The 12,114-nt window shown below is 74.3% G+C and carries 10 protein-coding genes and 2 pseudogenes; all 12 read right to left on the bottom strand.

Features of this window, described 5'->3' with window-relative positions; translation table 11 throughout:
• Positions 1-49 precede the first annotated feature (49 nt).
• Positions 50-259 (bottom strand): annotated as a pseudogene (locus AB2U05_RS33915) (transposase); the annotation flags it as partial.
• A 127-nt stretch (positions 260-386) separates the two neighbouring features.
• Positions 387-1,568, bottom strand: a complete 1,182-nt coding sequence (locus tag AB2U05_RS33910; RefSeq protein WP_369185330.1) for a M6 family metalloprotease domain-containing protein — start codon at positions 1,566-1,568, stop codon at positions 387-389.
• A 31-nt stretch (positions 1,569-1,599) separates the two neighbouring features.
• Positions 1,600-2,880, bottom strand: a complete 1,281-nt coding sequence (locus AB2U05_RS33905) for an alpha/beta fold hydrolase (RefSeq protein ID WP_369186038.1) — start codon at positions 2,878-2,880, stop codon at positions 1,600-1,602.
• Positions 2,880-3,845 (bottom strand): ABC transporter ATP-binding protein, encoded by a 966-nt coding sequence (locus AB2U05_RS33900; protein WP_369185329.1) that lies wholly within the window; start codon positions 3,843-3,845, stop codon positions 2,880-2,882. Before AB2U05_RS33900 ends, AB2U05_RS33905 begins: the two co-directional genes overlap by 1 nt.
• Positions 3,846-3,886: 41 nt before the next feature.
• Positions 3,887-4,654: pseudogene (locus AB2U05_RS33895) on the bottom strand (ABC transporter ATP-binding protein); the annotation flags it as partial.
• The gene (locus tag AB2U05_RS33890) at positions 4,651-5,643 is read right to left on the bottom strand and encodes an ABC transporter permease (protein WP_369185328.1); all 993 of its coding nucleotides are present in this window, start codon (positions 5,641-5,643) and stop codon (positions 4,651-4,653) included. The pseudogene AB2U05_RS33895 and the gene AB2U05_RS33890, both read right to left, overlap by 4 nt.
• Positions 5,640-6,566 carry an ABC transporter permease gene (locus AB2U05_RS33885; protein ID WP_369185327.1) on the bottom strand — a complete coding sequence of 309 codons (927 nt, stop codon included), beginning with the start codon at positions 6,564-6,566 and terminating at the stop codon, positions 5,640-5,642. Before AB2U05_RS33885 ends, AB2U05_RS33890 begins: the two co-directional genes overlap by 4 nt.
• The gene (locus tag AB2U05_RS33880; protein WP_369185326.1) at positions 6,563-8,248 is read right to left on the bottom strand and encodes an ABC transporter substrate-binding protein; all 1,686 of its coding nucleotides are present in this window, start codon (positions 8,246-8,248) and stop codon (positions 6,563-6,565) included. Before AB2U05_RS33880 ends, AB2U05_RS33885 begins: the two co-directional genes overlap by 4 nt.
• A gap of 200 nt (positions 8,249-8,448) precedes the next feature.
• On the bottom strand, positions 8,449-9,291 hold the full coding sequence (locus AB2U05_RS33875; protein WP_369185325.1) for a ketose-bisphosphate aldolase: 843 nt from the start codon (positions 9,289-9,291) through the stop codon (positions 8,449-8,451).
• The gene (locus AB2U05_RS33870) at positions 9,291-10,223 is read right to left on the bottom strand and encodes a 1-phosphofructokinase family hexose kinase (protein WP_369185324.1); all 933 of its coding nucleotides are present in this window, start codon (positions 10,221-10,223) and stop codon (positions 9,291-9,293) included. Before AB2U05_RS33870 ends, AB2U05_RS33875 begins: the two co-directional genes overlap by 1 nt.
• Positions 10,220-11,140: an ROK family protein gene (locus AB2U05_RS33865; protein WP_369185323.1), complete on the bottom strand. Its 921-nt coding sequence runs from the start codon at positions 11,138-11,140 to the stop codon at positions 10,220-10,222. Before AB2U05_RS33865 ends, AB2U05_RS33870 begins: the two co-directional genes overlap by 4 nt.
• Entirely contained in the window at positions 11,137-12,009 is an 873-nt protein-coding gene (locus AB2U05_RS33860; protein ID WP_369185322.1) for an SIS domain-containing protein, read from the bottom strand. Before AB2U05_RS33860 ends, AB2U05_RS33865 begins: the two co-directional genes overlap by 4 nt.
• Positions 12,010-12,114 lie beyond the last annotated feature (105 nt).

The raw sequence follows: 12,114 nt of genomic DNA, 5'->3' as shown, positions 1-12,114 counted from the left end.
ATCGTGATGTGGCCATGCCGTCGCTTCACAGGATCCCGCGCAGTTCCCGCTGGTCCAGTTCGGTGCGGGTGCCGGCGGAGTCGTAACCGGCATCGAGGTGCACGGAGATGTCGTCCGGCAGAGGTCCAACCCCGCCCAGTAGGTCGAGAGTCGGGGCCAGGAGTGGGGAATCATGGCGGTTGGCACCGGCCAGGACACGGCCGAGCGGGATGCCATAGCCGTCGGTCATCCCGGAGCGTTTCATCCCCTGCTTGCCCTGGGCGTGGAGGCCCGGAAAGGCCGGCTCCCGGCCGGGGGGTCGCCCCGGCCGGGAGGGGTCGCGCCGTACACAGCGGGGATGCCGTGGGGAGTCACCCCGTGGCATCACGGCGCGAGTTCGGGGGTGGTCACCGTCGGGTGAGGCGGACGGTGTCGGTCAGCGGGCCGCGGCGCTGCACGTCGATGGTGACGCCGGTGGTGGGGTCGGTGAAGGACTGGCCGGGCTGGTAGGCCTGCATGTCCAGGGCGGTGCAGGCCCCGGTGGGTGCGGCGGCGCCGGGGTTGGTGACGACCTGGACGGGGCCGTTGCCGGTCGCGACGGAGGTGTCGACCTTGTAGATGAGCACGCCGGTGGAGCAGGCCTTGCCGTCCGCGCCGACGGCTCGGCGGGATTCGGCGACGTAGGCCGTGGTGTCGCTGGTCCTGATCACGGCGATCTTGGTGCCGCCGGGCCGTTCGACGGCCTTCAGGTGGACGGTGCGGCTGCCGGCGCCGGGCAGGCAGGCGACCTGGTGGTCGTCGATCCAGCCGAACTTCCAGCGCTCCCAGCCGAGGTGCTGCGGGGCGGCGCCCGCGATGTTCCCCATGAGGTCCCAGCCGCCGACGTAGCGGTGGTAGTCGGTGGCGGTGAAGGCGTAGAGGTCGGGCAGGCCGAAGGTGTGGCTGGTCTCGTGGTCGGCGACCTTGTAGCCCCAGTGGTTCATGTCCTGGCCGAAGGTGACCGCCCACTTGATCCGCTTGCCGTTCGCGGTGATCCCGGCGCCGGTCGGGTCGTAGAGGTAGGTGGGCGAGAAGCTGATCGCCGAGGCGGTCTTGGTGGGGACGATGTAGAGCATGTCGTACGACGAGAAGTCGGTGTACGGCTGGGCGGCCTCCACGGCCTGCTTCACGTACAGCTCGTGCTGCTCGAAGGTGATGCCGCGCTGGAAGCCGTAGGAGGCGGAGTCCTGCGGCATGCGGATCCAGCGCTTCAGCGGCGTGATGTCCAGCCGGGCCCGGCCGTACGAGTCCTGCTCCATCCAGTCGGCGGCCGGGGCGAGTTGGCGGTAGTAGTCGTCGGGCGCGCCGGCGGCCGGGGCGTCGGGGAAGTCGACGAAGAGCATCAGGACGTGCTTGGTGCCGAGCGGCTGCTGGAACTGGTGGTAGTCGGTGTCGTGGCCCTCGTCGGTCCAGCCGGTCTTCCCGGCGAGGGCGCAGGCGGCGGCCGGGCGAGCGTGGTCCTCGGCGTCGTCGGTGGCGGCGGTGGCCGGTGCGGCCGCGATCAGCGGGAGGGTCACGGCCAGGGCGGCGGTGAGCGGGCGCAGTCTCATCGTTCTCCTTCGGATGCGGAGGTCGGGGGGGTCAGCGGCGGCCGGCGGCCAGGTCCATCAGGCGGGCGAGCACCCGGTCGCCGGAGGCGGTGACGCCGTCGTGCTCCCACTCGTTGGTGACCCAGGCGCGCAGCGAGCCGACGGCCCGGGCGGTGCGCAGGGACAGGCCCGCGTCCACGTACATGTCGTCGTGGTAGACGGCCGCGGCCACCGGCACCGGGTTGGCGGCGAGCCGCGCCGGGTCGTACAGCTCGGGCCAGTCGGTGCGTTCGGCGAGCAGGTGGACGGCCTCGGCGAAGGGGCGGAGGGCGGCGATCTCCTCGAACATCCACGGGTAGAGCATCTCGCCGGTGAGCAGCAGGGGGTCGGCGGCTTCGGCGAATTCGGGGTGGTCGGGCATCGCCCGGGCGGCGGCCCAGTCGGTGGCCGTGCCGGGGCGGCCGTAGATGGACTCCTGGAGGACGGCGAACAGCGGGTTGTCGGTGAAGCCGGTCAGGTTCGCCACCTGGTGGAGGAAGGTGGCCGAGGGCCGGCCGTCCGGGTCGAGCGCCTCGTCGAGCAGCCAGTGCAGGCGTTCGGCGCCCTCCCCCATGCCGAGCAGCAGGCCGAGGGTGCGCAGCCGCCGTACGGTCAGCCGGTCGCCGTCCGGGAGGTGGACGGGCTGGCGGTCGAGCAGGTCGGCCAGTCGGCGCAGGAGTTCGCGGTCGCCGGGGTAGCGGGCGTAGTAGCGGGCGGTCTTCTCGCGGACGCGGGGGTAGGTGGCGGCGTAGACGTCGTCGGCGGTGGTGTCGAGGCCGGGGAGGCCGCCGGTGACGTAGCAGGCGCGCAGGCCCTCGGGGGCGGCGGAGAGGTAGCTGAGGGTGAGGAAGCCGCCGTAGCTCTGGCCGAGGGTCTCCCAGGGGGCGTCGCCGCACAGGTGGCGGCGGATCAGTTCGGCGTCGGCGACGATCGAGTCGGCGCGGAACCGGGCCAGGTGGTCGGCGAGTTGACGGGCGGTGCCGAAGCGGGCGGCGGTCCGCGCGGTGAGCGGGGTGGAGCGGCCGGTGCCGCGCTGGTCGAGCAGCAGCACCCGGTGCGTCTTCAGGGCGTGGCCGAGCCAGCCCGCGGTGGCGTTCAGCGGGCGCGGGGACTTCCCGCCGGGGCCGCCCTGGAGGTAGAGCAGCCAGGGCAGTTGCTCGTCCGCGCGGGCCGGGTCGACGAGCTCGCGGGCGAAGACCTCGATGGTTCCGCGTGCGGGCTCGGCGTGGTCGAGCGGCAGGGCGAAGGCGTGGTCGGTCACGGCGAGGCCGGGCAGCCGGTACTGGGCGCGGATCACGGCGTCCTCTCGGGGTAGTGGCAGGCGACCTGCTGTCCGGGGGCGATCGTCCGCAGGTCGGGGCGGTCGGTGGCGCAGCGGTCGTCGGCCTTGGGGCAGCGGGTGCGGAACCGGCAGCCGGTGGGCGGGTTCAGCGGGCTGGGCAGGTCGCCGCGCAGCACGATGCGTTCCCGGTCGCGTTCGGCGTCCGGGTCGGGCAGGGGTACGGCGGACAGCAGGGCGCGGGTGTAGGGGTGGGCGGGGTGGGCGAAGAGGGTGTCGCGGTCGGCGGTCTCGACGACCGATCCGAGGTACATCACGGCGATCCGGGTGCTGATCTGGCGCACGGCGCCGAGGTCGTGCGCGATGAACAGGTAGCTCAGTCCGTGCTCGTCCTGGAGGTCCTTGAGCAGGTTGAGGATCTGTGCCTGGACCGAGACGTCGAGGGCGGACACCGGTTCGTCGCACACCACCAGTTTCGGGCGCAGGGCCAACGCCCGTGCGATGCCGATGCGTTGGGCCTGGCCGCCGGAGAACTCGTGGGGGTGCCGGTCGGCGTGCTCCGGCCGCAGGCCGACCCGGGCCAGCAGGTCCTCGACCGGTTCCTGCGGTTCGAGGCCCTGGTAGCGGGCGGGGGCGGTGAGGATCCGGCGCACGGTCTGGCGGGGGTTGAGCGAGGAGAAGGGGTCCTGGAAGACCATCTGCAGCTCGCGGCGGACCGGGCGCAGCGCCGTCTCGTCCAGTTCGGCGAGGTCGCGCCCGGCGAAGTGGATGCTGCCGGAGGTGGGCCGTTCCAGGCGGGTGATCAGTTTGGCGACGGTGGACTTCCCGCACCCGGACTCGCCGACGAGGCCGAGGGTCTCGCCGGGGCCGACGCTCAGCGAGACGCCGTCGACGGCGGCGACGTGGCCGGCCAGGCGCCGGGTGAGGCCGTGGCGCACGGGGTAGCGCTTGCCGAGGTTCCGTACGTTGAGCAGGCTCATTCCGCGGCTCCCAGGGTGGGCAGTCGGTCCGGCAGGGGGCCGTCGATCCGCGGGACGCAGGCAAGCAGGCCCCGGGTGTACGGCTGTCGGGGGTGGTGGAAGACGTCCCGGACGGGGCCGCGTTCGACCGCGCGGCCCTGGTGCATGACCACGACCTGGTCGGCCAGTCCGGCGACCACGCCCATGTCGTGGGTGATCAGCATGACGGCCGTGCCCTTCTCCTCCCTCAGTTCGCGCAGCAGTTGGAGGATCTGCGCCTGGACGGTGACGTCCAGCGCGGTGGTCGGCTCGTCGGCGATCAGCAGGTCGGGCTCCAGGCAGAGCGCCATCGCGATCATCACCCGCTGCCGCATGCCGCCGGAGAACTCGTGCGGGTAGGCCTTCGCCCGCCGCTCGGGCTCGGGGATGCCGACCCGGTCCAGCATGCGCACCGCGACCCGGTGCGCGTGCCGGCGCGTGCTGCGGTGGTGGGCCCGGTAGGCCTCGGCGATCTGGAACGCCACCGAGTAGTACGGGTTGAGGCAGGAGAGCGGGTCCTGGAAGACCATCGCGATCCGGTTGCCGCGCAGGCGGCGCAGTGCGCGCTGCCCGAGTGCGGTCAACTCCTGGCCGTCGAAGCGGATGTCGCCGCCGACCCGGGCGTCGCGCAGCAGGCCGAGGACGGCCAGGCTGGTGACGGACTTGCCGCTGCCGGACTCGCCGACCACGCCGAGCACCTGTCCGGCGTCCAGTTCGAGGTCGAGGCCGTCCACGGCGCGCACGCCCGAGCGGAACTCCACGGTCAGGTCACGTACCGTCAGCAGGGTCATCCGACGGCCCTCACTCTCGGGTCGAGGACGGCGTACACCAGGTCCACGAGGAGGTTGGCGAGCACCACGAAGGAGGCGGCGAACAGCGTCACCCCGAGGATCACCGGCTGGTCGGCGGAGGCGATGGCGTCGGCCGCGAGCTTGCCGACGCCGGGCAGGCCGAACACCGACTCGGTGATGAGGGCGCCGCCGAGCAGCGCGCCGAGGTCCATGCCGAAGATGGTGACGATCGGCATCAGGGCGGGGCGCAGCGCGTGGCGCCGGACGACCGTGGTCTCGGGCAGGCCCTTGGCGCGGGCGGTGCGCACGTAGTTCTGGCCGAGGCTGTCCAGCATCTCGCTGCGGGTGACCCGGGCGTAGATCCCGGCGTACAGCATGGCGAGGGTGATCCAGGGCATCAGCATCGACTGCGCCCAGCCGAACGGGTCGTCGGTGAACGGGACGACCTGCGGGTAGGGCAGCAGCTGGAGCTGGACGACCAGCAGGTACTGCAGCACCAGGGCGGTGAAGTAGATCGGCAGCGAGACCCCGCCGAGGGCGGCCGTCATCGCCGCGCGGTCCCACAGGCTGCCGCGCCGCAGGGCGGAGACCACGCCGGCGCCGACGCCGACCGCGAGCCACAGCACGGCGGCGCCGATGGCGATCGAGAAGCTGACGGGCAGCCGGCTGGTGAGCAGGTCCCAGACCGGCTGGTCGGTCTGGAAGCTGAACCCCAGGCACGGGAAGGGGCAGCCGACGGCCTGCGGGCCGCTGCCGTAGGTCCGTCCGGTGACGATGCCGGACAGGTAGTCGCGGAGCTGGGTCAGGGGCGAGTGGTCCAGCCCGAGGGTGGCGCGGATCGTGTCGATCCGCTCGGGGCTGCAGGCCTTGCCGCAGGCGCCCTGGGCCGGGTCGGCGGGCATGAGGTAGAAGATGGCGAAGGTGGCGGCGCAGATCACCAGCAGGATGGCCGCCGTGACGGCCAGTCTGCGCAACAGGTAGAGGATCATCGGCGCTGGCTCCGGGGATCGAGCGCGTCTCGGACGGCGTCGCCGAGCACGTTGAAGGCGAGCACGGTGACGAACAGGAAGACGCCGGGGACGAGGAAGTAGACCGGGTCGGCGGCGTACCAGGGCACGGCGGTGGCGATCATCTGGCCCCAGGAGGGGGTGGGGGCCTGGACGCCCACGCCGAGGAAGGACAGGCCAGCCTCGGTGGCGATGCAGCCGGGGATCGACATGGTCGCCACCACCAGCACCGGGCCGGTCAGGTTGGGCAGCACCTCGCGCAGCAGCAGCGCCCGGCGGGAGGCGCCGAGCACCCGGGCGGCCGCGACGAACTCGCCCCGGGCCAGCACCATCGCCTGCCCGCGCACGATCCGCCCGACGTACGGCCAGCCGAAGAAGCCGAGCACCACGACCAGGAGCAGCCGGCGGTCCGTGCCGGGCGCCGCCGAGATCAGCGCGATCATGAAGATGAGGCTGGGGAAGGAGAGCAGCAGGTCCATGGTGCGGCCGATCACGGTGTCGGCCCAGCCGCCGAAGAAGCCCGCGACCAGCCCCAGCGCCGTTCCCAGCACCACCGACAGGGCGGTGGCGAGGACGGCGATCAGCAGGGACACCCGCGCGCCGTACAGCACCCGGGCGAGCACGTCGCGGCCGTTGACCGGCTCCACGCCGAGCCAGTGCCGGGTGCTGATCCCGCCCGCCGCGCCGCGCGGCAGGCCGCCGAGCGCCGGGTCCACCGCGTCGCCGTGGAAGGCGGTCGGCGAGCTGCCGGTGAGCCAGCTGACCAGCGGCGCGGCGAGCGCGAGCAGGACCAGGGCGGCCACCACGGCCAGCGCGAGGGCCGCCGAGCGGCGGGCCAACAGCGTGCGGAGCACGGTCGGTTGACGCACGGCCCGGTGCGGTGCGGCCGCGTGCGTCGCGGTCACTTGCGCAGCCCCAGGGAGACGAGGTCGAGCCGGCCGACGTAGGCGATGTGTCCGTACGCTCCGGTGACGTTCGGCCCGATGAGGACCGGCGCCTTGTCCCACAGGAACGGCACCACCGGGGCGTCCTGCGCGATCTTCCGGGCGAGCTGCCCGTAGGCCGTGCGGGCCGCGGCCGGGTCGCCCAGCGCGGCGATCTCGTCGATCCGGGCGTCGACGGCCGGGGAGTCGTACTGGGCGTAGTTGTTGTTGCCCTGGGGGGTGATCAGGCGGCCGTCGAACACGATCGGCAGGTAGGTCGAGGCGCCCGGCCAGTCCGGGGACCAGCCGGCGATCACCAGGTCGTGCTCCTGGCCGGTGTTGCCGACCGTGCTGTAGAAGGCGGAGGAGCTGATCTCGTTGATCTTCACGGTGATGCCGGCCCGGCCGAGCGAGGCCTGGATCGCCTCGGCCTGCGCCTTGCCGGCGGTCGTGGCGGGGGCGTCGAGGGTCAGGTCGAGGTCGGCGCTGTGGCGCGCCTCGGCGAGCAGTGCCTTCGCCTTGTCCGGGTCCCCCTTGCCGTCCTTGCTCGGGTAGGGGTCCTCGGCCTGGTAGCCGAGGGAGGGCGGCAGCAGGCTGGTGGCCAGGTCGCCGGCGATCGGGCCGCCGCGGGTGGTGCGCAGGGCGTCCTTGTCGAGCGCGTACGCGATGGCCCGGCGGACCCGGACGTCGTCGAGCGGCTTGTGGCGGGTGTTGATGCTCAGGTAGCGGGTGTTGATCGAGTCGCCGACGACCAGCCGGCTCTTGAGCCGCGGGTCGGTCAGCACCTGCCCCACCGAGGCGGGGCCGATCGGTTCCAGCGCGACGGCGTTCGCGTCCTCGCCCTGCCCGGCGATCAGCCGCTGGTCGACGACGGCGGCGTCGAGCCCCAGGTCGATGACGACCCGGTCGGGCAGGCCCTTGCGGACGGTGTCGGTGGCCGGGTCCCAGTTGGGGTTGCGGACCAGGGTGAGCCGCTTCTTGGGCTCGAAGGCGTCGATCTTGTAGGGCCCGGAGGAGAACGGCCGGGAGTCGTAGCCGACGCCGGTGTCCTTGTCCTGCGGCACCGGGGCGAACATCGGCAGGGACACCGCCGAGCCGAAGTCGGCCACCGGCTGCTTGAGGTGGAAGACGACGGTGGCGTCGTCGGGCGTCTCGATCGCGGCGAGCCCGGCCGGGTCCTTGGCGGGGCCCCGGTACGCCTCGCCGCCGGCCAGCCACATCCGGGCGTAGGGCGGGCCCTCGGGCAGCTCGGCGGCGAAGGTCCGCTCCACGCCGTACTTGACGTCCTTGCTGGTGATCGGCCGGCCGTCCTCGAACTTGACGCCGGGTTTGAGGGTGAAGGTCCAGGTCCGGGCGCCGTCGCTCGGGCGGCCGGTGTCGGTGGCCAGGTCCGGCACGACCGTCCCGCCGGCCTCGCCGGGCGCGGCGCTGAAGGTGGTCAGCGTCCGGTAGACCAGCCGGCCCACGTCCTGGGAGGACGTGACGTAGTTGCGCGCCGGGTCCAGGTGCTCCAGGTCGAGCGTGGACAGCACGTGCAGCGTGCCGCCCTTCACCGCTGCCGCGTCCGGTCCGGCGGCTGCGCCGCCGCCGGACCCCGTACAGCCGGCCACCGCCAGCAGCCCCAGGGCCGCGGCGAGGGCCGGGCCGACTCTGCGCTGTCCCACGTGTCCTCCATGCGCGATGTGACATTTCATGCGTGGGAGAAGATTGGCGGATCCGGGCACCGCCCAGAAGATCCCAGCCCCTCATCACATCGGGTTATGGAGCCTGGGGTGATGCGGCCCGGGCGGCCTCGTCCCGTGCTCGGGCAGCGCGAAGCCGAGGCCCGTCCCTGGGTGGGGCGGGCCTCGGCGGGGCGCGGGCCTCAGGCCGGGCGGGCCTTGAGGACGTGGAGCAGGCGGGTGACCTCGGTGGCCACGGCGGTGCGGCCGGGGCCGAGGTAGCGGCGGGTGTCGACGAGTGCGGGGGCGTCGTCGAGGGTGCGGCGCACGGCGCCGGTGAAGACGCGGTTGAGCTGGGTGGCGATGTTGACCTTGGTCATGCCGCGTTCGACCGCCCGGGTCAGGTGCTCGTCGGCGACGCCGGAGGAGCCGTGCAGGACGAGCGGGACGGGGACGGCCGCGCGCAGGTCGGCGATCAGGTCGAAGTCGAGGACGGCGTCGCGGGTGAGCATGGCGTGCGAGGAGCCGACGGCCACGGCGAGGGCGTCGACGCCGGTGGCGGCGGTGAAGGCGGCCGCCTCGGCGGGGTCGGTCCGGGCGCCCGGGGCGTGGACGCCGTCCTTGCCGCCGACCTCGCCGAGCTCGGCCTCCACCCACACGCCGGCCGCGTGGCAGTGGTCGACGACCTCGGCGGTGGTCCGGACGTTCTCCTCGTAGGGCAGCGCGGAGGCGTCGAACATGACCGAGGAGAAGCCGAGTCGGACGGCCTCGGCGACCAGCTCGGCCGAGGTCGCGTGGTCGAGGTGGACGGCGACCGGCACGGCGGCGGTGCGGGCGGTGGCGAGCACGGCGGCGGCGATCGGGGCGAGCGCCCCGTGGTAGCGGACGGCGTTCTCGCTCAGCTGCAGCACCACCGGGGCCTCGGCGGCCTCGGCGCCGGCCACGATGGCCTGGGCGTGTTCGAGCTGGATGACGTTGAAGGCGCCCACCCCGCGCGCGGCACGGGCCGCGGGGGTGACGATGGCGCCGGTTCCGGCCAGGGGCATCAGGCACTCCTCGGAGGGTGGAGGGGATGGAGGTCCACCAACGGCCGCAGGCGGCGGTGGACGTCGGGGTCGAAGTCGCCGGCCAGCGGGGCGCGCACGGCGGCGGCGGACAGGGCCACCGCCTCGGCCAGCCGCTGCGGCCAGGGGGTGGCGTCGACCAGGCCGAGTGTCAGGGCGGCGACGGCGGCGTCGCCCGCTCCGGTCGGGTTCCCGGCCAGCGGCCGCGGCGGGCGGGCCCGCCAACTCCCCTGCGGTGTCGAGGCGATGAGGCCCTCGGGGCCGAGCGAGGCGACCACCGCCGCGGCCCCGCCGTCGAGCAGTGCGGCAGCGGCGGCCGCCGGGTCGGCCAGGCCGGTGGCGGCGGCGAGCTCGTCGGCGTTCGGCTTGACCAGGTCCGGCCCGGCCGCCAGCGCGGCCCGCAGGGCGGCGCCGTCCGCGTCGACCACCGCCGGGACGCCGTGGTCGTGCGCCAGGCGGACCAGCCGGCCGTAGGCGTCCTCGGGCACGCCCGGCGGCAGGCTGCCCGAGAGCACCACGGCCGCCGCGCCGGGCAGCAGTCGGCCGAGGTGGTGGAGCATCCGCTCCCAGTCCTCGGCCGGAACGGTCGGGCCGGGTTCCAGCAGGAGGGTGGTGTCCCCGGCGCTCTCGTCCACCACCGCCACCGTGCGGCGGGTCTCCCCCGCGATCGGCAGCAGCCGTTCGGGCAGGCCGGCCTCGGCGAGGTCGCGCCGCAGCGCCGCGCCCGCCGTGCCGCCCGCGAAGCCGGTGACCACCGCCTCGCGGCCGAGGGCGTGCAGCACCCGGGCGACGTTGACGCCCTTGCCTCCGGCGCGCTCGGCCTTCGCCCGGACCCGGTTGCTGCCGTGCGGGCGCAGCCGGTCGACGCGGTAGGTGACGTCGAGGGCGGTGTTGAGGGTGACGGTGAGGATCACCGGACGGCCCGCGGCAGGTCGTGCGCCAGCAGGTCGCGGGCCAGCAGGGCGGCGCCCTGGCAGCCCGCCCGGTCGCCGAGTGCGGCGGGCAGGATCAGCGGCATCGTCTGGAAGGTGAGCCGCTCGGCGACCGCCGCGCGCAGCGCGGTGAGGTACGGGTCGCCGGCCCGGGCGAGGCCGCCGCCGATGACGACGCGTTCGGGGTCGAGCAGGGTGATCGCGGTGGTCAGGGCGTCGGCGAGCGCTTCGATCGCCTCGGTCCAGACCGTGACGGCGGCGCGCTCCCCGGCGGCGGCGCGCGCGGCGACGTCCTCGGCGGTGGCGCCGTGCTCCCCGGTGGCGGCGGCGTAGCGGCGGGCGACGGCGGCGGCGGAGGCGACCGTCTCCAGGCAGCCCCGGCCGCCGCAGGGGCAGGCGTCGCCGCCGGGCCGGACCACCAGGTGTCCGAGTTCCCCGGCCCGGGCGTGGCTGCCGGCGGCCGCCCGTCCCTCGGACATGACGGCGGCGGCGATCCCGGTGCCGACCGGGACGAAGAGGAAGTCCCGGCTGCCGCGCCCGGCGCCGATGCGGGCTTCGGCCAGGCCGCCGGCCCGGACGTCGTGGCCGAGCACCACGGGCAGGCCCAGGTGCTCGGCGAGCCGGTCGCGGACCGGCAGTCGGCGCCAGCCGAGGTTGGCCGCGAGGACGGCGGTCCCTGACGGCTCGTCGACGATGCCGGGCACCGCGATGCCCACGGCCGCCGGGCGGTGCCGGTCGGCGAGCGCGCGGGCGGCCGCCAGCACCGTCTCCAGCGCGGCCTCGGGGCCGCGGTCGGCGCCGGTGGGCCAGCTGTCGGTGTCCCGCAGGACGCCGTCCTCGTCGGCCGCGCCGCCCTTGACGCGGGTGCCGCCGACGTCGAGGGCGATGACCGTCGTCACGGCTGGGTCAGCACGATCGAGCGGGTGAGGTTGAGCGGCTGGTCGGGGTCGAGGCCGCCGGCCCTGGCCAGTTCGACGGCCAGGCGCTGGGCGCGCACCAGGTCGGCCATCGGGTCGAGGGCGGTCACCGAGGTGTGGGCGCCGATGCCCCGGACCTGCGCCAGCAGCCCGGTCGGCGGCTCGCCGAAGAACCAGACCAGCCGGCCGGGCGCGGCGATGCTGATCGGGCCGTGCCGGTACTCCATCGCCGGGTAGGACTCGGTCCAGGCGCGGGAGGCCTCGCGGAGCTTGAGCGCGGCCTCGTTGGCCAGGCCGACCGTCCAGCCGGTGCCGACGAAGGTGAACTGGTCCGCGGTGACGGCGCCTTCGGGCAGCGGCTCGGTCAGGGCCCGCTCGGCCTGCGCGGGCAGGTCGGCCGGGGCGAGGCCCAGGTGGCCGCGCAGCAGGGCGAGCGCCGTGGTCGCGAAGCGGGTCTGCACGACGGACTTCTCGTCCGCGAACTCCAGGTCCACCACGGTGTGCGCGGCGGTGCGGATCGGGGTGTCGAGGTCGCCGGTGAGCGCCGTGGTGGGCATGTGCTCGGCGCGGGCGAGGGCGGCGAGCACTTCGGTGGTCGTGCCGGAGCGGCTGATGGCGACCAGCCGGTCGTAGCGGCGGGCGGCCGGGAACTCGGAGGCCGCGAACGCGTCGGTCTCCCCCAGGCCCGCGGACTCGCGCAGCGCCGCGTAGGCCTGCGCGATGTAGAGGGACGTCCCGCAGCCGATGACGGCCACCCGCTCACCGGTCCCCGGCAGCCCGGCGGGCTTCAGCTCCAGGGCCCGGCGCCAGCACTCCGGCTGGCTGGCGATCTCCTGCTCGACGTGACTCATGACGACCCCCTCCTTCTGCGCATTTCTGCGCAATGACTGCTCGGTTTTGAGCAGTAGCGGTTATTACTTACTACGAGCACTCATGTATGAGCAATGCCGCGCACC

This window comes from Streptomyces sp. Y1 (assembly GCF_041053115.1).
Classification (GTDB): domain Bacteria; phylum Actinomycetota; class Actinomycetes; order Streptomycetales; family Streptomycetaceae; genus Kitasatospora; species Kitasatospora rubellomurina.
This window is presented reverse-complemented; position numbering and strand designations above follow the sequence as displayed.